The organism is Cellulosilyticum sp. ST5, from assembly GCF_046529625.1.
In the GTDB taxonomy this organism is placed as follows: Bacteria; Bacillota; Clostridia; order Lachnospirales; family Cellulosilyticaceae; genus Cellulosilyticum; species Cellulosilyticum lentocellum.
The window spans coordinates 2,040,335-2,062,460 of sequence record NZ_CP132338.1 but is presented as its reverse complement, the minus strand read 5'-3'; the positions used below and the strand labels follow the sequence as shown (position 1 = coordinate 2,062,460).

Annotated in this window: 22 protein-coding genes; 19 read left to right on the top strand and 3 right to left on the bottom strand. The window is 34.4% G+C overall.

Annotated elements, in window-relative coordinates; all coding sequences use genetic code 11:
* Positions 1 to 110: 110 nt before the first annotated feature.
* The 4 genes from QTL86_RS10015 to QTL86_RS10000 all read left to right on the top strand — a co-directional run bounded on the left by QTL86_RS10015 (position 111) and on the right by QTL86_RS10000 (position 4,324).
* Entirely contained in the window at positions 111 to 1,829 is a 1,719-nt protein-coding gene (locus QTL86_RS10015; RefSeq protein WP_127066199.1) for a methyl-accepting chemotaxis protein, read from the top strand.
* Positions 1,830 to 1,959: 130 nt separating this feature from the next.
* Positions 1,960 to 2,511, top strand: coding sequence for a TetR/AcrR family transcriptional regulator (locus QTL86_RS10010; protein WP_127066200.1), 552 nt, complete (start codon positions 1,960 to 1,962; stop codon positions 2,509 to 2,511).
* A 47-nt stretch (positions 2,512 to 2,558) separates the two neighbouring features.
* Complete coding sequence (locus QTL86_RS10005; protein WP_410497116.1) at positions 2,559 to 3,911, top strand: MATE family efflux transporter; 1,353 nt, start codon at positions 2,559 to 2,561, stop codon at positions 3,909 to 3,911.
* Positions 3,912 to 4,006: 95 nt separating this feature from the next.
* The gene (locus tag QTL86_RS10000) at positions 4,007 to 4,324 is read left to right on the top strand and encodes a DUF1540 domain-containing protein (RefSeq protein ID WP_127066202.1); all 318 of its coding nucleotides are present in this window, start codon (positions 4,007 to 4,009) and stop codon (positions 4,322 to 4,324) included.
* Positions 4,325 to 4,421: 97 nt separating this feature from the next.
* Here QTL86_RS10000 and QTL86_RS09995 read toward each other — a convergent pair whose 3' ends face one another.
* A complete protein-coding gene (locus tag QTL86_RS09995) occupies positions 4,422 to 5,696 on the bottom strand; it encodes a serine dehydratase subunit alpha family protein (RefSeq protein ID WP_127066203.1) in 1,275 nt (424 codons plus the stop codon).
* A 238-nt stretch (positions 5,697 to 5,934) separates the two neighbouring features.
* Between QTL86_RS09995 and QTL86_RS09990 the strand changes: the two genes are divergently transcribed.
* The 3 genes from QTL86_RS09990 to QTL86_RS09980 are packed head-to-tail and all read left to right on the top strand — an operon-like array spanning position 5,935 to position 7,585.
* Positions 5,935 to 6,936, top strand: a complete 1,002-nt coding sequence (locus QTL86_RS09990; RefSeq protein WP_127066204.1) for an SPFH domain-containing protein — start codon at positions 5,935 to 5,937, stop codon at positions 6,934 to 6,936.
* A gap of 29 nt (positions 6,937 to 6,965) precedes the next feature.
* The gene (locus QTL86_RS09985) at positions 6,966 to 7,145 is read left to right on the top strand and encodes a hypothetical protein (protein WP_013656558.1); all 180 of its coding nucleotides are present in this window, start codon (positions 6,966 to 6,968) and stop codon (positions 7,143 to 7,145) included.
* 32 nt (positions 7,146 to 7,177) lie between these two features.
* Positions 7,178 to 7,585 (top strand): hypothetical protein, encoded by a 408-nt coding sequence (locus tag QTL86_RS09980; RefSeq protein WP_410497114.1) that lies wholly within the window; start codon positions 7,178 to 7,180, stop codon positions 7,583 to 7,585.
* Positions 7,586 to 7,641: 56 nt separating this feature from the next.
* Here QTL86_RS09980 and QTL86_RS09975 read toward each other — a convergent pair whose 3' ends face one another.
* Positions 7,642 to 8,079: a MarR family winged helix-turn-helix transcriptional regulator gene (locus tag QTL86_RS09975; protein ID WP_410497113.1), complete on the bottom strand. Its 438-nt coding sequence runs from the start codon at positions 8,077 to 8,079 to the stop codon at positions 7,642 to 7,644.
* A 142-nt stretch (positions 8,080 to 8,221) separates the two neighbouring features.
* Positions 8,222 to 8,911, bottom strand: a complete 690-nt coding sequence (locus tag QTL86_RS09970) for a transglycosylase domain-containing protein (protein ID WP_127066207.1) — start codon at positions 8,909 to 8,911, stop codon at positions 8,222 to 8,224.
* A 228-nt stretch (positions 8,912 to 9,139) separates the two neighbouring features.
* On the opposite strand from QTL86_RS09970, the gene QTL86_RS09965 reads away from it, so the two are divergent.
* The 12 genes from QTL86_RS09965 (at position 9,140) to QTL86_RS09910 (ending at position 22,123) form a co-directional block, all read left to right on the top strand.
* Complete coding sequence (locus QTL86_RS09965) at positions 9,140 to 10,840, top strand: family 10 glycosylhydrolase (RefSeq protein WP_410497112.1); 1,701 nt, start codon at positions 9,140 to 9,142, stop codon at positions 10,838 to 10,840.
* 156 nt (positions 10,841 to 10,996) lie between these two features.
* Positions 10,997 to 11,971 (top strand): aldo/keto reductase, encoded by a 975-nt coding sequence (locus tag QTL86_RS09960; protein WP_127066209.1) that lies wholly within the window; start codon positions 10,997 to 10,999, stop codon positions 11,969 to 11,971.
* Between the two features lie 313 nt (positions 11,972 to 12,284).
* Positions 12,285 to 12,824: a cysteine hydrolase family protein gene (locus QTL86_RS09955; RefSeq protein ID WP_410497111.1), complete on the top strand. Its 540-nt coding sequence runs from the start codon at positions 12,285 to 12,287 to the stop codon at positions 12,822 to 12,824.
* 104 nt (positions 12,825 to 12,928) lie between these two features.
* Positions 12,929 to 13,729 (top strand): ribose-phosphate pyrophosphokinase, encoded by an 801-nt coding sequence (locus QTL86_RS09950; RefSeq protein WP_410497110.1) that lies wholly within the window; start codon positions 12,929 to 12,931, stop codon positions 13,727 to 13,729.
* A gap of 132 nt (positions 13,730 to 13,861) precedes the next feature.
* A complete protein-coding gene (locus QTL86_RS09945) occupies positions 13,862 to 15,394 on the top strand; it encodes a nicotinate phosphoribosyltransferase (RefSeq protein ID WP_410497109.1) in 1,533 nt (510 codons plus the stop codon).
* Positions 15,395 to 15,412: 18 nt separating this feature from the next.
* The gene (locus tag QTL86_RS09940) at positions 15,413 to 17,356 is read left to right on the top strand and encodes an NAD(+) synthase (RefSeq protein ID WP_410497108.1); all 1,944 of its coding nucleotides are present in this window, start codon (positions 15,413 to 15,415) and stop codon (positions 17,354 to 17,356) included.
* Complete coding sequence (locus QTL86_RS09935; RefSeq protein ID WP_410497107.1) at positions 17,356 to 18,279, top strand: ketopantoate reductase family protein; 924 nt, start codon at positions 17,356 to 17,358, stop codon at positions 18,277 to 18,279. The genes QTL86_RS09940 and QTL86_RS09935 overlap by 1 nt, the downstream gene beginning before the upstream one ends.
* A 125-nt stretch (positions 18,280 to 18,404) precedes the next feature.
* A complete protein-coding gene (locus tag QTL86_RS09930) occupies positions 18,405 to 18,671 on the top strand; it encodes a zinc ribbon domain-containing protein (RefSeq protein ID WP_127066215.1) in 267 nt (88 codons plus the stop codon).
* Positions 18,672 to 19,111: 440 nt separating this feature from the next.
* Positions 19,112 to 19,585, top strand: coding sequence for a shikimate kinase (locus tag QTL86_RS09925; protein WP_410497106.1), 474 nt, complete (start codon positions 19,112 to 19,114; stop codon positions 19,583 to 19,585).
* 13 nt (positions 19,586 to 19,598) lie between these two features.
* A complete protein-coding gene (locus tag QTL86_RS09920) occupies positions 19,599 to 20,165 on the top strand; it encodes a GNAT family N-acetyltransferase (protein WP_410497105.1) in 567 nt (188 codons plus the stop codon).
* 26 nt (positions 20,166 to 20,191) lie between these two features.
* Positions 20,192 to 20,725, top strand: a complete 534-nt coding sequence (locus QTL86_RS09915; protein WP_410497104.1) for a GNAT family N-acetyltransferase — start codon at positions 20,192 to 20,194, stop codon at positions 20,723 to 20,725.
* Between the two features lie 72 nt (positions 20,726 to 20,797).
* A complete protein-coding gene (locus QTL86_RS09910; protein ID WP_410497103.1) occupies positions 20,798 to 22,123 on the top strand; it encodes an esterase/lipase family protein in 1,326 nt (441 codons plus the stop codon).
* Positions 22,124 to 22,126 lie beyond the last annotated feature (3 nt).

The window sequence follows — 22,126 nt, the reverse complement described above, 5'->3', positions numbered from 1 at the left end:
TGGGTAATACTCTTTTTGTATACGAATTTTTAGAGTATTAAAATTTTATTGAATTTGATATAATAATTATATTGATAAATGAGAATGGTAAATAAAGGAGCTGGTAAGAGGTGAAGACAAGAAAAATAGGCGTTGAAAAAAAACTTTTAATCGCCATAATTGTCTTGTGTATGATTACTATTTTAATGATAAGCATGATTTCTTATAAGACTATGTCTAATTATTTAATCGGGACCAATAAGTCTCACATGATGGAAATCGCTAAAGTGATTGCTAAGCAAATTGATGGGGATATTCATGATGGTATTCAAATAGGGGAAGAAGATTCAGAGGCTTACATAGAAATCTTAACTTGTTTAAGAGATTTTTTGGAAGATAAAAAGATAACCTATATTTATACCATGAAGCCTTTAGATGGAACCTATGTTCAATTTGTAGTGGATGCAGATGATGCAGACACGAAAGCATTAATCGGTGATGCTTATGAAGCTTATCCAGAACTACTTGAAGCCTTAGAAGGTCATGTAACGGTAGACCAAGAGATAACGAGTGATAAGTGGGGGACTTATTTCACAGCATATGCACCTATTTATAATAGTCAACAAGCAGTAGTTGGAATAGTAGGTGTTGATTGTGAAATTGCTACTATCCGTAGTGAATTACAAAATCTTATTAAATATATATTAATAGGATCAGTTATTTGTATTTTACTTTCCATTGGAGTTGCTTTACTGATTGTACGTCAAATAGGAAAGAATTTAAGAATAGTTAATAATAAGATTTGTGATGTGGTATTTAGCGATGGTGATTTAACAAAAACTGTAGATATTCATACGGGAGATGAGTTTGAAGTAATAGCAGACAGTTTAAATGCTATGTTAGATAAAACTAAACTCACCATAACAGAGGTAATAGACTCTTCCACGCAGCTAGATAGCAGTACACAGCGAATGACACAGGCTATGGTTCAATCTAGTGATGAAGTAGCTCGTATTGCTATGATGATGAATGAAATGAATCGTGCTACAGAAGGCCTGGCAAGTTCTTTAGAGAAAGTGCAGGTATCCACAGGTAATGTACGTTCTACCACAGAAGGTTTAGTATCTTTAACAGAGGAAAATACTGCATTAATTAAAAGTGTTTATCAGAAAACAGAAGACTTAAATCAAAAGATAACAGATTCAAAGTTATTGGCAGAAAAGACTTCTACACACATTAACGAAGTTCTTGTAAAAAAACTAGAACAAGCTAAAGAAATTGAGGAAATAAAAGTTCTAACCAATAATATACTGGGGATATCTGCGCAGACTAATTTGCTGGCACTAAATGCTAGTATTGAAGCTGCAAGGGCCGGAGAAGCTGGTAAAGGTTTTGCAATAGTTGCAGGAGAGATCAGTCAGTTAGCCGCTTATTCTAAAAATGCGGCTACAGAGATACAGGTAGTCAGTGAGCATATTATTATGATTACGGAAGATTTAGCAGAAATGGCTAAACAAATGCTTGCTTTTATTAATCATCATATATTAGAAGAGTATAATGAATTTGCAAATACAAGCAAGTTCTATACCAAAAATATGGAGAGCATTGAAAAAAGTATGTGTGACTTGGAGGTCAAAACAAATAGTTTATTTAGTGCCATTGAAGGTGTACAAGAGGCGATAGATACTATTGCTGCTACTTCAGAAGAAAATAATTCAGAAATTGCAACGGTTACTCATAGTATAGAGTATCTAGAAGGCAATATGAAAATGGCAGAGAAATTAACAAAAGCTAATAGAGAAATAGTGAAACGTCTCAATCAAGAAATGATTAAATATAATGTAAAGTAGTATAAAGAAGACTTCTAGCTGATTTTAAATAAAATGGCTAGAAGTCTTTTAACATAAATGAATGATATGAATTGATAGGTAAAATGATATAATAAGACGGACTAGGATTAAAATAAAAGGAGCAACATGAATGAAAAAAGGAAAGCAGAAAATTATAGACGCAGCTTTTAACTTGATTCTGCAAAAAGGAATAAAAGAAACTTCTGTTCGTGACATAGCTAAAGCAGCAGGAATTAGTGTGGGAACTTTTACTTATCATTATCCGAGTAAGGAAGAATTACTATTTGATATTTTTGAGATGACTACCGAAAAGCAAGACTTATTACTACAAGAAGCTTTTAAATGTAATACCTTGGAAGAAAAAAAAGTAGCATTAGAAAATGTTTTTCAGCAAATGACATCAAGTGAGTATTTTATGAAACTGGATTATTATCTGATGGGAGAAGCTTTTTCTGGTAATACAATTATGTTAAAAAAAATGAAAGAAAAATATCATTTGTGGAGAATACAATTTGCAGAATATCTTTATGGAGAAATTAAAGCACAAGATAAGGAGCACTTATTAAGTGCCAGCTTACTGCTAGCCATTATTGATGGTATTGCACTTCAATTGTTACTGGATGAAACTAGTATAGAGGTATCTTTAGTAGTTCATAAGGTAATTGTTATGCTGTATGATTAAGATTGACATAGGTTAGGCGGTATGATAAAGTGAATCTTGTCGTACGAATGTACGAAAGAATTGAGTTGATTTTATTAGGAGGAATAAGGCTTATGGATTTACTTCATGAAGATACACGAAAGCTATTTTTTAAATACTTATTGCCATCTATTAGTGCAACCTTAGTCACTTCTATTTATGTACTAGCAGATACCATTATGATTGGAAAAGGTGTTGGCCCTAGAGGTATAGCTGCTCTTAATTTAATTTTACCTGTGTTTAACTTGTTTTTTGGAACAGGTTTACTATTAGGTGTAGGTGGCGCAGTTCTCATGTCGGTAGCTAATGGGAGTGGTGATAGAAAATTAGCAAACAGGTATTTTACACATTCGGTTATAGCAAGTAGTGTGATAGCCATTCTTTATATGGTGATCGGGAGTATTTTTTTAGAACCTTTAGGTTATGCCTTAGGCTGTACGAAAGAAAATATAATACTATTTACAAGTTATGGTAAGTATTTAGTGAACTTTTGCCCGATATTTGTATTTTCTAGTTTATTACAAGCTTTTGTAAGAAATGACGGTGCACCGAAAACAGCAATGGTAGCTGTTATTACAGGTGGTGTAACCAATATTATACTAGATTATATTTTTATTTTTGATTTCAATATGGGCATGGCAGGAGGCGCTATAGCAACTGTTTTAGGGTCTACACTTTCAGTTGGTATTTTGCTGACTCACTTTTTATCACATCATAATAAAATGAAGCTTATGAAAGAAAAGTGGAACTGGGAGATTATGAGGAGAATTCTCCATAGTGGTTTACCAAGCTTTTTAATAGAAATTGCCAGTGGTATTGTCGTACTGCTTTTCAACCTACAGCTTCTTAAATATATAGGAGAAGTAGGTGTGGTTGTATATAGTATTATTGCTAATAGTGCTATTGTAGCCATGTCACTGTTTAATGGGGTATCACAGGGAGCACAGCCTATTATGGCTACTAACTATGGTGCTAGGCAGTTAGAACGTGTGGCAAATGTAAGAAGATTAGGGGCTATAACAGCTTTTGTTATTGGACTAGTCATCTTTTTATTAGGGGCATTGTACCCAGATATAACAGTTACGTTATTTGTTAATCCAACCTCAGAAATTTTGACTTTAGCCAGAGATGCTATAAGACTTTATTTTGTGGCCTTCTTAATGATGAGCTTAAATATCTTTTATAGTACCTATTTTCAATCTGTCTTAAGACCTAAGATATCTTTGATTATTTGCCTTTTAAGAGGAATTGTTATTTGTGTGATTTTAGTATTTATATTACCAATATGGTTAGGGGTTACAGGAATTTGGTTAGTAATGCCTATTACAGAGCTGATTACAGTAATAATTGCTATGCTATTAGTAAGAACGAAAAAAATATAAATTTAAAATGATTTGTGTTCATAAAAATAAGAATAAATACGGCAAAAAGTCTCCAAAATAGTATAGAAGGATTTCTATTTAAAAGGAGAATACAGATGCCAACTTTAAAATGTGATGTTAAGAATTGCTCTTATAATGAATGCAATTATTGTTCGTTAGATTATATTCATGTAGGAAAAGAAGGTGCAACTAATAAAGAAGCAACTTGTTGTGAAAGTTTTAATGAAGGCGAATATGTAGCTAGCAATTGTGCAAAAGAACCAGAAGAAGTGGTTCAGATTAAATGTAGTGCAACTCAATGTGTTTACAATGCTAACGAGAAATGCAGAGCGGAATATGTGCCTATTAGTAGTACAAGTACAGCCTGTTGTGCTTGTGAAGATACTTTATGTGAGGCTTTTATTAGTAGATAAACAGAAAAAGAAGTTATCCTTTAAAATCAAAGGATAACTTCTTTTTCTGTTTATTAAAATAGCTATTTATTATAAGACAAGGTGTTTAAAGAGATGATTAGCTAATCATAATTTTTAAGATTTCTAAATCAGTTTGTTTCATTCCTTCTTTACCAATATAACCTACACAGCTAATGGTTTCTTCAATACCATCTTGAACAATACCTGTAAAAGGTGCATAAGCCTTATTTTGCATGGCTAAATAATGAGCCATCATAGCAGCATCTAAACTAGAGGCAATCTTAGAGGCACAAGAGGCTTTAGCACCATCACAAATAATACCAGAGATATTAGCTAAGGTATTTACTATGGTTTTTTGAATTTGTTCCATACTGCCACGCTCTAGATAAGTGATGGCAGCGCCACTTGCACAGGAAGCTGAAACAGCACCACAAAAAGCAGATAATCTACCAATAAACGTCTTTTGATGAATGGTTAGAAGGTTAGAAAAGACTAGAGCACGATAAAGCTTTTCCTTAGAGATGCCCTTTTCCTTTGCATACACTACAACTGGAATAGAAGAGGTTAAGCCTTGATTACCGCTACCTGAATTAATAATAACAGGAAGGACACAGCCGCTCATACGTGCTTCAGAAGCAGCAGAAGTATAAGCTTTTATGTCTGTTACAATACCTCTAGAATAAGACTCTAAAATGACTTTGCCAATGCCTAGACCGTAATAGCCTTTTAACCCTTCCTTAGCAATCGCCATATTATAAGCTATTTGTAAATCCATAAGAGGCGCAACATCTTCTAGGTTAACTGTATCTGCAAAAGTTTTAATAGCTTTTAAGCTTAAAATGCTACGGTCCGTAAAAGTTCCTAAATATTTATCATCAGAATCTTCACCGCTATAAAGAAGTTCTCCGTTTTTTATAATCTGAGTGATATGGATATGACTATGTTTAATTTCTAGCATCACTTGCTGATCATCTTTAAAGACTTCCAGTTGGATATGGAGTTGTAATGGACTTTCTAAAAGCTCTACTTTACAAAAGTCTTCTGATAAGAGTTGCTTTACCTTAGTAAGTTGCTTGGGTGTAGCAGATGATAAAACTTCCATTTCTTTTGAAGCGTCACCAGCCACAATACCCATAACAACACTGGCTTCTATACCTACTAAATCGTCTGTATTAGGAATAGTAACGCATTTAACGTTCTTAATAATGTTACCACTACATTTGGCAATTACATGGTCAGGAAAATCACCTAATACTTCTCTAGCTTTAGCAGCAGCAAAAGCTAGGGCAATAGGTTCTGTACATCCCATTGCTGGGACTAATTCTTCTTTTAGTATGGCTAAAAAATCTTGATAATGATGTGTGGTCTGCATCGATTGGCCCTCATTTCTAGTAATCAATAATGTTTAAACATATCTATAGACTAATTGTAGCATAAAGAAAAACCAGATTCAAAAAATTAAATTTGGAAGTTTGAATATCAGATAAAATTGAATTTGGGTTATTTATTAAATTTTTATAAAGTACATTGACTTGGTAATAGAAAATGATATCATATTAATATGATATTAGAATGATATCAAAAGTATAAAAAGCTGAGGAGTGAATGTGATGGAGGATAAGAAGAAAATATATGATGAAAAAGAAATGAAAACCAAAAGTGGGATGGGAATGTTATTGGGAACTTTATTATTAATGGTCATCTGCATAGCTGCATTTCCATTAAGTATAGGCTTTCTTGCGAAAGTTTCTGTAGCATTAACAGTTACTATTTGCATTGTAGCAGGTATTGGCTTTATTTCAACCTTCTTTCTATTTGCAGGACTTAAGGTAATCAATCCTAATGAAGCATTAGTACTTACATTATTTGGACAGTATCAGGGTACATTAAAAAAAGAAGGATTTTATTGGGTAAATCCATTCTGCACAAGTATTAATCCAACTGTTAAATCAGGGGTTCAAGTAGCTACAGCTCAAGGAGCTAATGATATTAATATTCAAGGGATTGAAACGGGGAGTAAAAAAGTATCTCTTAAAGCGACTACATTAGAAAATAAAAAGCAAAAAGTAAATGATGAATTAGGAAATCCTATTGAAATAGGTGCAATTGTTATTTGGCAGGTTAGAAATTCAGCACAGGCTGTTTTTAACGTAGACAATTACAAAAATTATATTTCTACTCAATGTGATTCTGTGATTCGTAATGTAGCAAGATGCTATCCTTATGATGGCGCAGAAACAGAAGGTAGTGATGAAAAATCTTTGCGTGGCAGTAGTCAAGAAGTAGCTGACATTATGAAAAAAGAGCTTCAAGAAAAAGTTAATATTGCAGGTATTGAGATTTTAGAAGTACGCATCACTCATTTATCTTACGCACCAGAAATTGCTTCAGCTATGCTTCAAAGACAGCAAGCAGTAGCAATTATTGCAGCAAGACAAAAAATTGTTGAAGGTGCGGTAGGCATGGTAGAGATGGCGCTTAAACAACTTAATGAGAATAGTGTGGTAGAGCTAGACGAAGAACGTAAGGCTGCTATGGTAAGTAATTTACTTGTGGTACTTTGTGGGAATAAAGATGCACAGCCAATCGTTAATAGTGGTACGATCTATTAGAAATCATATATAGAAAGGACCTAGAGGATATGGACAGCAAAGCGAAAGAAAAAGAAAAAAAACAGGTTCTACTGAGATTGTCACCAGGTCTTTGGAATGAGCTAGCAGCTTGGGCAGAAGATGACTTTCGCTCGATTAATGGACAAATAGAATATTTACTTACCGAGTGTGTAAAAAAGCGTAAGAAAAGTGCTACAAAAGAAGAATAAATAGAAAATCATAGGTAATTAAGGAGAAAAGCATGAGGGAAAATGACATCATACAAGCAGAATATGAGGAATTTGAAGGAGATGTGAGGAAACTTGAAGAACTCATAGGGCAACTAGAACTTTGGAGTGATGAATATACCATTAATCATAAAAGAGAAGAAGTAAGGCTACCGGAGTATGTAGAGCTTCATTTGAATTTAGAAGCCTTAAAAGAACAGTTATTTGCTTTTATAAATCAGCAAATAGCCAAGGAGGGTAAAACTGAATGGAGCATAAAGGCTGAGACAGATATTAAATATCGATTAGCAAGTTATAGGCAGACAGAAGCGCATATCCATAAGTGGATTAGAGAAATTAAAGATATTTATATTTTAATAGCTAAATCCCCCCTGCTTGAGAAGAATAGAGCTTATATAGAAGAAATATTAAAGGCAGATTAAGCAAAAGGGCTAAGTCTATTGCAGTAACATGAATAGACTTAGCCCTTTTAGTGGGTCTAGTTTTGCTCTTGGGAAGTACGAATTAAAGAAATAACGACCTCTAATAAACAATCTAGTGCTTGAAGTTGGTCTGAACTAACACTAGACGAAATAAGTGATTCAATATGGGAATAAATTTGGTAATCGCCCTCTACGATTTCTTTTCCCTTTGTGGTTAATTGAAGATAGTACACACGTTTATCTTCTGCTGATTGAACCTTTTCGATAAGCTGGTGCTTTTGAAGTCTTTTTATAAGTGCAGAAATAGCTGGTTTAGTGAGAGATAAAGCGTCTGCCACATCTCCAAAATTGGGATGCTTCATGTTATGAATAGCTAGAAGATAATAGTAGTCACTAATATTGAAGCCGGTTTCAGTTGCCAAAAGATGATTAATACGTTCTGAGGATTGACGCCATAAGTAGCTTGTTATGGCTTCGAGATTTTGAGATATCACATTAAAACTCCTTAAATATTAAAAATTAAACATAATAATATATTAGAATATTTAGTATAAATAGTCAATTGCATTAAATGCCATAATTATTTACAAAAAAATACCCATAAATTGTCCAAATATAGGTGAACATTTTTGGGTGTTAAGGCATATTGGCATCAGTAAGATGATTATAATCATCAGAAAAGGCAACAAGTGCAGTAATAACTTGTGATTGTCTTTTTAATGCAGCATCATAATGGTTACTAAGTGCATAAGCTGAAGGCGCTTGAGGAAGTCCTGCTAATAAAGTGGCTTCATCGAAAGTAAGCTCTTTAGGTGTTTTATTAAAGTAATTTTGACTAGCCATAGTAATACCTGTATTGCCATCTCCATAATAAATGGCATTGACATAAAGTTCGAGAATTTCTTCTTTACTATAAAGATTCTCTAATTCATAAGCGATAAACATTTCCTTGAGCTTACGTTCTAAAGTTTGTGTTTTATCTAAAAAGAGATTTTTGGCTAGTTGCTGAGTGATGGTACTGCCGCCTTGCTCAATGTTACCACAGACTACATTAGTAATGAGTGCACGGCCAAGACTAATAAGGTCTACAGCACCATGCTTATAAAAACGATGGTCCTCAATGGCCACGATGGCATCAAGAAAAGTAGGGCTAATTTCATCAAAGTGTGTATAGTTCTCACTATTTTGAAGTGCTACGATTGTTTCTTTTATGGGATAGGCATTAATAGTGCGATGATAAGCAGAGTAACCATAGCCTATGCCACTAATAGTTAATACAAGTAGAAGAATGAGCATACCTTTAAATAGATTTTTAATATATTTCATAGTAATAAGCTCCTTTCTTTTATTTATAGATTTATTATAAAGCTAAATGAACAGCTAAACTATAGGATTTTGGTGACAGTTTTCTTTCAGTTTTGTAACATTTAGAAGCTAAACATCATAACTACATAACAAATAGATGACAAACATTTACAAATTGTGGGAGTCCCTTTATAATTTAAAGAAGAAAAACCTAAAAAAAGCTAGAATATCGCCAAAGGAGGAAAGAAAGTGAAAAAAGTAGTCTCAGTATTCACTGTGTTTATGCTCATAGTGAGTATGTTTAGTGTGAATGCACTAGCACAAACACAAAGTAAACAATTAAGAGGGGTTTGGATATCGACAGTTTATAATTTAGATTATCCAAGCACTAAAAATAATATAAGTGCTCAAAAAGATGAGTTCACCACAAAATTAGATCAGTTAAAAGCCATAGGTATTAATGCTGTTTTTGTACAAGTAAGGCCAAAAGCTGATGCCTTATATAAGTCTCATATTAATCCCTGGTCAGACGTATTAACAGGCACGCAAGGGCAAGATCCAGGCTATGACCCATTAGCTTTTATGGTAGAAGAAGCACATAAAAGAGGAATGGAACTTCATGCATGGTTAAATCCTTATCGTGTAACAACCAGTGGCACAGATGTTAATGCTTTAGCAATTAATCATCCAGCTCGCTTAAATCCTTCTTGGTTATTTAGTTATAATAATGCACTCTACTATAATCCGGAGTTAGAAGAAGTTAAAGTACATATTGTAGATACAGTTAAAGAAATTGCTACAAACTATAATGTAGATGGGATTCATTTTGATGATTATTTTTACCCCTCTTCTTATCCACTTCCAGCAGGTGAAAGCAAAGATGGCACCGTAGCTAATAATAGACGCCAAGCAGTTAATGATATGGTATCTCGTGTAAGCTATGCTATTAAAGCGATTAATCGTTCTTCAGGAAAGAATATCAGTTTTGGTATTAGCCCAGCAGGTATTTGGAAGAATAATACTTCTGATCCTTTAGGCTCAGCAACATCAGGTAATGAAGCGTATTATTCGGTATACGCTGATGCAAGAACCTGGATTCAAAATGGTTGGCTAGATTACATTACACCTCAAATCTATTGGGAAACAGGTCATGCTAAAGCAGATTATGAAACTTTAGTGAAATGGTGGTCTAATCAAGTAGTAGGTACTTCTACTAAGCTATATATTGGACAAGGTATTTATCGTGATGTAGTGGCAACTCAAATTGATACGCAATTAGCTGTCAATGAAAAGTATACCCAAGTTGAGGGCAGTATTTACTTTAGTTTGAGAGATCTTTTGAGTAATCGTATGGGAAGCAAAGATAAAATTAGCAATTATTACAAAGCAAACCCAGTGACAGGTACAGGAAATACGGGTTCTGGAGGAAACAGTAGTAACAATGGTAATAGTAATACTGAAAATGGTACGGGTTCAGGTTCTTCTAGCAGCAATGTAAATCCTAATGCTGTGGGAAAAACAGGTGTTGTATCTGCAACAACTTTAAATATTAGATCTGGTGCTAGAACAGATAGACCAGTTGTTGCAAAAGTAAGTAGTGGAACTAAGGTTACTATCCTAAGTATTTTAGGGGATTGGTATAAAGTAAAGTTGTCTAACGGCACAGTGGGTTGGGCAAGTGCAGCGTATATCAAGGTAGATGCCAGTCAAAGTACAACCAATAATGGCAATACAGCTGGTAGTACAACAAATACTAGCAGTTTCCCAAAACAAGGTACAGTTAATGCGACGAGCCTTAATATTAGAGCAGGAGCTAGAACAGATAGACCTATCGTAGCTAAGTTAGCTAAAGGAACAAAGGTTACGATATCATCTGTATTAGGAGATTGGTATAAGGTGAAATTAGCAGATGGCACCATTGGTTGGTGTGTGAAGACTTATATTAGTTAGAGACGTTAGTAAATAGTAGAAAAGGAAGAATATGAGGCATACAAGCCTGTATTCTTCCTTTTTGTTAATCTTTTTTGTTATTTATAAACTATTGATTATTTATTTGATATTATATAAGATGATAGTAAAATAATAGATACTAAAAGGAGAGACAAAATGCAAACGATGAAGATAGGACATTCTGATTTAGAAGTATCTAAAATAGCTTTAGGAACCTGGGCTATAGGTGGTGGTTCTTGGTGGGGAACTAATGATGATAATGAATCTATAAAAACCATTCGCACGGCAGTAGATAAAGGAATTAACCTTGTAGATACAGCACCAGTATATGGATTTGGTCATAGTGAAGAAGTAGTAGGAAAGGCGATTAAGCCTGTACGTAACCAAGTGGTTTTATCAACAAAATGTGGTTTAATGTTCGACCGAACTGTAGGAAGCTATTATTTCTCCAGAGATGGTTTTGATGTCTATAAAAACTTAACAAAACAAGCTATTATTGACTCTGTAGATCAAAGCTTAAAGCGCTTAGGTACTGATTATATAGATATCTTATTTACTCACTGGCAAAGTGTAGAGCCTTTCATTGTGCCTATAGAGGAAACAATGGAAGCCTTAATGGCACTTAAAAAAGCAGGTAAAATTAGAGCTATTGGTGGGTCTAATATGTCTGCTTGGCATATTGAAGAGTATATAAGATACGGTGAGCTAGATATTATTCAAGAAAAGTATAGCTTAATTGATAGACGTATTGAAAAAGAAATTTTACCAGCTGCCGAAAAGTATGGTGTTACTTTTCAAGCTTATTCACCACTTGAACAAGGTTTGTTAACAGGAAAGATTCGTAAGGATTATGTACCAGAGTTAGGTAGCTCAAGAGACGGTAAGAAGTGGTACAAGCAAGAGAATTTAAGTAAGATTGTAGATGGTGTGGATTCTTGGGTACCACTTTGTGATAAATATGGTTGTACGCTTGGAAATTTAGCTATTGCCTGGGTGGCAGCACAAAGCAATAATATGAACGTATTGTGTGGTGCTAGAAAATTAGAACAAATAGAAGAAAATGCTTTAGCAGGTAATATTACACTTGAGACTGAGGATGTGGCATTTATGAGAGATTCTATTTGTTTATAAAGTAGAGATATACTAAGAGATTCATAAAAACAAAAGGGATGTTGTGAGATGAGCGACATTCCTTTTTGCTATTTAGAAAAGATTTCATTTTACATTTCATAGATCATAGGAGCTAACTAGTGTGTCTGCTATCTTGCTTAGTTAAAGACTTGATTCTTAACGAGGAAATTTATTAAATTAATTGACAAATTAGTTTTGACTGAATATAATAGGCATATAAATAGTTAGTAACAAAAAGTTACTAAGTTGAAAGTGGTTGTATTTAACACTAAAATAAAGTTTAAAGCATGATGATTAAAAGGAGGATGATAGTATGAAAAAAGTGCTTATAGTAGTCGATATGCAAAATGATTTTATTACAGGAAGCCTAGGAACCAAAGAAGCTGAGGTTATAGTGCCACGCGTTGTCAAAAAGATAGAAGACTATAAAGCTAGGGGAGAAATGGTTTTCTTCACAAGGGACACTCACTTCGAAGATTATTTGACGACTCAAGAGGGGAATAAATTACCGGTAGAACATTGTATTAAATCTACCTGGGGTTGGGAATTAGCAGAACCAATTGAGAAGCTGGTAGAAGCTCATACACCAGTGATTGATAAACTGACTTTTGGTAGCATAGCTTTAGGGGAGCAGATTAAAGTACTTAATGATAAAGAAGCAGTAGAGATAGAGCTTGTTGGTTTGTGTACAGATATTTGTGTTGTTTCTAATGCCATAGTACTTAAAGCTTATTGTCCAGAAATCCCACTAACAGTAGATGCTAGCTGCTGTGCAGGTGTAACATCTGAAACCCATACAAGTGCTTTAACAACCTTGAAGATGTGTCAGGTAAATGTTATTAACGAAAATTAGAAATGGCTATCTAAGGTTTTACACTCATTTACTTTAGCAAAAGGGAAGAGGCATATGACAAATGAGTGTATAGGATAAGGATAGTAGATAAAGGAGGCATAGGTATGATTCGAATAAATGGTAAGCAAATAGAGCCAGGCTATTTTCCAGATGGTACTTTACTTATTAAACACTTCACAAAGAAGAATGAAAAGATACACATTGATTGGCAATACGAAAACAATGAAGAACTTTTAGTAGTGACTTTTTTAACAAGGCATTTACAGGATAAGGGGATTCATGATATTGAGTTATGGATGCCTTATGTGCCAAATGCTAGACAAGATCGCACTAAGAGACCGGAAGATGTGTTTACTTTGAAGTATTTTTGTGAAATGATTAATGCCCTAAATTTTAGTAAGGTTCATGTACTAGACCCTCATTCAGATGTGACCAGTGCGCTACTACATAGGGTAGAGCAGATGTCAGTGAAGCCTTATGTAGAAGAAGCAGTTAAACAAAGTGGCATAGTAGCTAGCAAGGATATTATTTTTTATCCTGATAGTGGTAGTCAGAAACGTTATAGTGAACAATTTCAATTTCCAAATGCTTTTGGGATTAAGCAAAGAGATTGGGAAACAGGAGAGATTAAAGGTTTAGAAGTTTCAGGGTATCTACCTAAGGAACCATTTAATGTACTCATTATTGATGATATTAGTAGCTTTGGAGGCACCTTTTATTTTTCGGCTTTAAAGCTAAAAGCCTTAGGTGCAGATCAAATCGATTTATACATTACACATTGTGAAAATAGTATTTTGGAGGGTAAACTCATGGAAGGTGATTTGATTCGCCATATTTATACGACATCCAGCTTATTAACCAATACACATGAGAAAATCACAGTGCTACCAGTTGGTTACAGATAAGAATCACTTGATCTAACAATCACTACTGAGAAATGAGTGGAGTAGATTATATTTGTATAAAATTGCTTTTGTAATAATAGAAGACAATGAAAATAGATATTGAAAAATAGAAAGAAATAAGGGGAGATTAAAATGAATTTTGGAATCAATATAAATCCATTATTATTATTAGATTATTATAAAACAACACATGCTGAGCAGTATCCTAAAGGGTTAACTAAAATGGCTTCTTATTTTACACCTCGTATGAGCAGATTAGAAGGGGAAGAACATCTCATTATGTTTGGCCTCCAAGGTTTTATTAAGACTTATCTGATGGAAGCTTTTAATGATAATTTCTTTAAGAGACCTAAAGAGGAGGTACTGGCTGAGTATGAGAGGCTGCTAACGGCTACCTTAGGAAAAGGGGCTTATGGCTTAGAGAAAATTGCAGCACTTCATGATTTAGGATACTTGCCATTAGAAATCAAAGCGGTGCCAGAAGGAACGAGAGTACCTATTAAAGTACCTATGTTAGAAGTAAGTAATACCCATCCGGATTTTGTATGGCTTGTGAATACTATTGAAACCAATATTTCATGTAATTTATGGAATACGATGATAAGTGCCAATGTAGGATATAAATACCGTCAAATTGTTAATCACTATTATGATTTAAGTGTAGAAGACAATGTACCAAGGAGACGTGCTTTAGGAGATTTTTCTATGAGAGGTCAAGAAAGCACAGAGAGTGCTATTAAAAGTAGTGCGGCCTTTTGCTTATCTTTTGTAAATACTGCCACAGTCCCAGCTATTAGTTATTTAGAGCATTTATATAACTGTGATTGCACCAAGGAAGAGGTGGCTTTTGGAGCTATTAGCACAGAGCATAGTGTGATGTGTTCTAACTATGCTGTAGATGGCGATGAAACAGTGATGATTAAACGCCTTTTAACGGAAATTTATCCAAAGCATAATTTTTCTATGGTAAGTGATAGCTATGATTACTGGCGCCTAGTGACGGAGCTTCTACCAGCTTGTGAAAAAGAGATTATGGCTCACGAAGGGACACTACTTGTTAGAGGAGATAGTGGCGATCCTGTGGATATTATTTGCGGTACTAGCAGAAACGGTGGTGAAACACCAGAAGAAAAAGGAACGGTTCAGTGTTTATGGGAAAGTTTTGGTGGCAGCGTTAATAGTAAAGGTTATAAAGTATTGGATTCACATATTAAAGCAATCTATGGAGACAGCATTACACCACAACGTGCTATTGCCATTTATGAAAGATTACTAGAAAAAGGATTTGCTTGTAACAATGTAGTATTAGGTGTAGGTAGCTTTTCTATGCAATGTCTTCAAAATGAAGATGGTAGCTTCAACCCTTATACTAGAGATACCTTTGGTATTGCCATTAAAGCTACTTATGCGGAGCAAGAAGAGAATCGTATTGAGATTTTTAAAAATCCTAAGACAGATACAGGTAACTTTAAAAAATCTCAAAAAGGATTATGCTATGTATATGAAAAAGATGGTGAGTTAACATATATCGATGGCTATGGTACTAGCTTTAAAGAAGAAATCACTGCAGAAAATCAATTAAAGACCGTGTTTAAGGACGGAAAAATGACGAAACAATACACATTGAGGGAGATTCGTGATAGACTTCATAGAGGAGACTTTTAAAAAGGAGATGACGACTATATGTATGGCTTTGTAAAGCTAGCAGCTGCAGTACCTAGTGTAAGAGTAGCTGATTGTTACTATAATAAAGAACAGATTTTAAAGCAAATTCAACTAGCTGATCAGGAAGGGGTGCAGGTCATAGGATTTCCTGAGCTTTGTATAACGGGTTATACCTGTGCTGATTTATTTTTCCAAACAACCCTTTTAGAAAGCGCTAAAAAGGCTTTAGGTGAAATTGCCAAGGCAACTAAGAAGATGGAAATGTTAATTGTTTTAGGTCTTCCATTGATGATTGAAGACGAACTTTATAACTGCGCGACTGTTCTTTTAAAAGGAAAAGTGCTAGGGGTTGTACCAAAAAGCTATATTCCTAACTATAATGAGTTTTATGAAAAAAGATGGTTTGCCCTAGGAACGGATTTAGGTATAGGTGAAATGACCTTATTAGGTGAAAAGGTACCTGTAGGCACGGATTTGCTTTTTGAGTGTGGTGAGTTAAAAGTAGGGGTAGAAATCTGTGAAGATGTCTGGACACCTATTCCACCAAGTTCTCTTTTAGCACTAGCTGGTGCCAATGTAATCGTGAACTTATCAGCAAGTAATGAAATTATTGCAAAGAGAGATTACCGCCGTCAGCTTGTAAGTCAGCAATCTGCTAGAACCTTATGTGCTTACCTTTATGTTTCAGCAGGAGCAGAAGAATCTACAACAGACCTTGTCTTTAGTGGTCATAGTTTAATTGCTGAAAATGGGGCTATTAAAAAGGAAAATAAAAAGCTTATTGATACTGATTATGTATTAGTAGAGGACGTAGACTTAGAACGCCTTCAAAAAGATCGTATCAAAGGAAAGAGCTATGGAGATAGCAGAAAGTTCTTTATGCCAGAAGTAAGGCGCATAGAAGGTGAGACTTTAAGCTATAGAGGAACTTTCAAAGGAAGGATTGCAAGAAAACCTTTCGTGCCTCATGCTACAGAAACGAGAGATAAACGCTGTGAAGATATTTTTTCACTTCAAGTAGCAGGACTTAAAAAGCGTCTTAGTCATACAGGCAGCAAGCGTGCTATTATTGGTATTTCAGGAGGTTTAGATTCTACCTTAGCGCTTCTAGTAGCAGTTCAAGCTTTTGATGATTTAGGTTGGGATCGCAAGGGGGTTGTAGGTGTAACTATGCCAGGCTTTGGAACTACTGACCGTACTTATGAAAATGCCCTTCAACTCATGAGAGAGTTAGGCATTACCATGAGAGAGATTCCTATAGCAGCAGCTTGCAAACAGCACTTTAGTGATATTGGGCATGATGAAAATGTTCATGACATTACTTATGAAAATACCCAAGCTAGAGAGCGTACTAAGATTTTAATGAACATTGCTAATCAAGGTGGAGGTATGGTAGTCGGTACAGGAGACCTAAGTGAGTTAGCACTAGGCTGGTGTACTTATAATGGGGACCATATGAGCATGTACGCCGTTAATACAAGTGTACCAAAAACTTTAGTAAGAAGCTTGGTTTATACTATTTCTAAACGTCAAAGTGAAAAGGTAAAGGATACTTTAATAGATGTGTTAGATACTCCTGTTAGTCCTGAACTTTTACCTGTTGGTAAAAACGGGGAGATGCTTCAAAAAACAGAAGATACAGTAGGGCCCTATGAGCTCCATGACTTCTTCTTGTATTATTTATTACGTTTTGGTTTTAGTCCAAGTAAAATTTATTTCTTAGCGAAAACAGCTTTTGCAGTTAAAGAAGAGGAAACAGATGAGCTTTATAGTCATGAAACCATTTTAAAATGGCTAAAAGTCTTTTATCGTCGTTTCTTCAGTCAACAATTTAAACGTAGCTGCTTGCCTGATGGACCAAAAATCGGAAGTATTTGTTTATCACCAAGAGGAGACTGGCGTATGCCAAGTGATGCTTGTAGTAGTTTATGGTTAAGTGAAATAGAGGAGCTGAGTGAATAATGAAGATTGAAAAAGTAGCCATTATTGGTATAGGTGCAATCGGTGCTTTTATGGCTTCTAAGCTTTCTTCTGTATTATCAAATGGAAAATTAGTTGTTATTGCTGAGGGAGAAAGAAAAGCAAGATTAGAAAAAGGTCTTTTAATCAATAGTAAGTCCTATCAATTTCAAATTGTTACACCTAAGGAAAAAAGTGAGCCTGCGGACTTAGTTATGATTGCCACTAAATATCAAGGGTTAGATGCAGCTACAAAAGCTATTAAAAATCAAGTAGGTAAGCATACAGTGATTATGTCCCTTTTAAATGGGGTAAATAGTGAAGAAAAACTTCAAGAGGTCTATGGTGACAAGGTTATTTATGCTTTAATGCGTTTAAGTAGTATTAGAACAGATGAGGGCATTTCGTTTAATGAACGTAATGGGTATATTGAGTTTGGAGAAGAACGTAACGACGTGTTATCAGAACGTATTTTGGCTATTAAAACGCTTTTTGAAACAGCAGGAATTCAGTATAAAATTCCTCTAGATATGAGAAAGGCACTTTGGCATAAATATGCTTGTAATGTAGCTGAAAACCAAAGCTCTGCCATATTAGGTATTCCCTTTGGGGCTTGGCAGGTAAGTGAAACAGCTAATCATTTAAGAGAAGCAGCTATGCGAGAAGTGTTTGCTGTGGCAGCTAAAAAAGGTATTATTTTTACGGAAGAAGAATTACTGGCGCAAAGAGAGTTACTTAGTCATGTTCCATATGGTAATAAAACCTCTATGCTGCAAGATATTGAAAATAAAAGAGTAACTGAGGTAGAAATGTTTGCAGGTGAAATGATTGCCATGGGTAAGGAAGTAGGTGTACCAACACCTATTAATGAAGTGTTCTATGATGCTATTAAAATTTTAGAAGAAAAAAATAAAGGGATTATTTAAATTAAGGATTGGCAGAGGTTATAAGCTGATTTGAAATAAAAACTTTATTAATGTGACATGCTGTTGTCATATTCATCTCCTTATAATAAGTCTATCAAATAACTTATTATAAGGAGGTTTTTTAGATGGAAGATAAATATTGTCAATCTTGTGGTATGCCTATGGGGGAAACAGATGAGTTATATGGCACTGAGCAAGATGGAAGTAAAAGCACAGATTACTGTAAGTATTGCTATGACCAAGGGGATTTTATCAGTGATGTGACTATGGAAGAAGAAATAGAAAACTGTGTACCGATCTTAGTAGAGGAAAAAGTATGTGCCACTGCAGAAGAAGCAAGAGCTATGATGAAGGAGTTCTTCCCTACCTTAAAGCGCTGGAAACAAGCATAAAGCCTCTGAGACAACAACCACCAATCATGCCGGAAAATAAATGATGTTTGAGATGAAGAACCAAGAACTATTAGAAGACATGGAAAAACTCTTGCTAATAAAAGAAAGCCTAATAAAAAGTGAGAAAAGAATACGTCATTATGAAATCTGATAGTTGATCAGTAATATGATAAGTAACATAAAATAATCCAAGTATTTCTAGTGATTTTAGAGATGCTTGGATTATTTTATGTTAAAAATATTAAATTATTCGGATTATATAGTAAATTACCCCTCTCGAGTATATAATGACTTTATGTTGATCAATGAGAATACAACGAGAAGAATATTGAAGAACGAGGGAAAATATGTGTAAAAATGTAATTCATATTTATGGGGCATCAGGCTCAGGAACATCTACATTAGGGAAATTCATAGCTAAGTAGCTTGGATATACGTTTATGGACACAGATGATTATTTCTGGTTACCCACAAATCCAAAGTATACTACAAAGCGAGAAGTAACAGAGCGGATTCAGATAATGAAGAAAGATATATCGCACTCAGATAAGGTGGTTATTTCAGGTTCCCTTGTGGACTGGGGAGATGAATTGATTCCATTTTTTACACTTGCAATTCGAGTAGTAACGGATAAAGATGTTCGTATTAGGCGATTAAAGGAAAGAGAAAAAGTTCATTTTGGTTCAAGAATTGAGCTGGGTGGAGATATGTATGAGAATCATCTAGAATTTATGGAGTGGGCGGCTGCATATGACAATGGAGATGTGAACATGAGAAGTAAGACTAAGCATGATGAGTGGCAAAAGCTGCTAAGATGTAAACAAATAGTTGTAAATGGAGAAGATGATTTGAATGATAATCTAGAAATTGTAAAAGAGATTATTCAATCAAATAAGAAAAATCCAATTGGTTAAGGAGGAAGTTTTAATGAATCAACAAGGAACAAAACAATTAGAAACACAACATTTGTACCTAAGAAAATTTGTCGAAGATGATAGTGAGCAATTATATTTTAATGTAATGTCTGATAAGAATGTATTTAAATACTTTGCATTTTCTATCCACAAAAGTATTAGTGAGACTAGGCAATGCATTGAAAATTGGATACAGGAATATAAAAAAGAAAACACATATATTTGGGCTATTGTTGAAAAGGAAAGTAATCAGGTAATAGGAAATATTAATCTTGATAGCCTTTATTTACCGCTACTACAGGTGGGAGAATTAGCCTATTTTATTGGCACAAAATGGTGGGGGAAAGGCTATGCTACTGAAGCAGTAAGTGAAGTCATAAAGTATTTATTTTCTAGCGAAAAAGTATTCCTTATTGAAGCAAAACATAGTAGTCAAAATATGGCTTCTGGAAGAGTTCTAATAAAAGCAGGAATGAAAAAAGAAGCGGTACTTAAGAATAGAAGAATTGATAAGGAAACAGGAGAACGTTTCGACTTAATTATTTATTCTGTCCAAAATGGAAAAATAAACATAGTTTAAATACGTATATAGCATAAGGAGAAAAAATGAAAACAATAGAAACTGAGAGATTAATCATTAGGAACTTTCAAGAGGAAGATTGGAAAGATTTACAGGAATACTTATCTGATCAAGAAGTTATTAGATACTCACCTTATATGGTACATACAGATGAAATGGCTAAAGAGGAAGTTCATAAACGAATAAATACTGATGATTTTATGGCAGTGAGTTTAAAGCAAACTAATAAAGTTATAGGTGAACTAATTTATGAAAATGGAGAATTTGATTCAAAGGAGGTAGGATTCTTTTTTAATACGCAATATCAAGGGGCGGGCTACGCTACAGAAGCTGTATCAGCATTACTAGATGTAGCTTTTAATAGCTTAGGAGTACGAAGAATAACTGCTAGATGTGATGCATTAAATATAAAATCACAAATGCTATTAGAGAGGCTCGGTATGAGAAAAGAAGGCATGTTTATAAAACATCTTTATTTTAAACATGATGAGAAAGGAAATCCGATTTGGGCAGATACTTGTTTGTATGGTATTTTGAATGACGAATGGAAGCTGGCATAAGTTTGAAATATACTATAGGGTAAGCTGAATCTCCTAGTGATAAGAGAATGAAGTTGGAAACAGGGGTGAAAAATGAGAAGAAATATTTTTGAACGAATAGGACTTTGTATTTTAACATTTTTTATAGTTAACGTTTTTAGTTTTGCTACTTTAATGAATAGTTATTATATCATTATTCCAGCATGTATTGCTTTTATTTTAATCAATATAGCGCCATCCTTTAGGAACGGAACAAGTAAACGCAATGGAATGCTAACAAATGGTGCAGAGCTACTTATACTTTTTGTGTTTTCTACTATTTTATCAACTCTATATACTGTATGGCTCTGGTTTAATTTGCATTCCCAAAATGTAACTGCATTCTGGATTAATTGCCTTATTGTAGTGATAGGTGAAGCTGTGCTATTTTGGAATGGCATCATCCGTGTTTATTTGACCTCAGTTCAGCTTGGAATCAAATGGAGGATTATTGAAATAGCCTGTGGTATGATCCCTATTGTGAACTTAGTTGCCTTATACAAAATTATTTCTATAGTCATGAAAGAAATACAATTTGAGAATCAAAAATATTATATTAATATAGGCCGAGCAGAAAAAATGGAATGTAAGACAAAGTATCCTTTGTTATTAGTACATGGCGTGTTTTTTAGAGACAGTAGATACCTCAACTACTGGGGGCGTATACCGAGTGAGCTCATAAAAAATGGAGCAACAGTATATTATGGCGTTCAGGATTCGGCTGCTTCGGTTAAAGAATGTGGGAAAGAAATTGCTGAGCGGATAAAAGAGATTGTTAAAGAAACGGGATGTAAAAAAGTTAATATCATTGCTCACTCAAAAGGTGGTTTGGATAGTAGGTATGCAATAAGCTGTTTAGATGTAGCGGCATTTGTAGCATCATTAACGACGATCAATACACCACACAGAGGTTGTATTTTTGCAGATTATTTACTTAATAAGCTGCCTGAAAGCTTTTGTCAGTCTATTGCCCGAAAATATAATAGGACATTACTAAAACTCGGAGATAAAAATCCTGATTTCATGACTGCGGTAAAAGATTTGACAGCTTCAGAATGTAGCAAATTCAACGAAACAGCCCCTGATATGCCTCATGTTTTCTATCAAAGTGTAGGTTCTAAGATGAAAAGAGCTACTAGTGGGAAGTTTCCTCTTAATGTGTCTTATCCACTTGTTCGTCATTTTGATGGTGAAAGTGATGGACTTGTTGCAGTTGAATCAATGAAATGGGGAGAACAGTTTACGTTTGTCAAGGCCAACGGCTGCCGAGGTATTTCTCACGGAGATATGATAGATTTAAATCGTGAAAATATACATGGCTTTGATGTTAGGGAGTTTTATTTTAATATGGTAAAAGATTTAAAGAATAGGGGATTATGAACA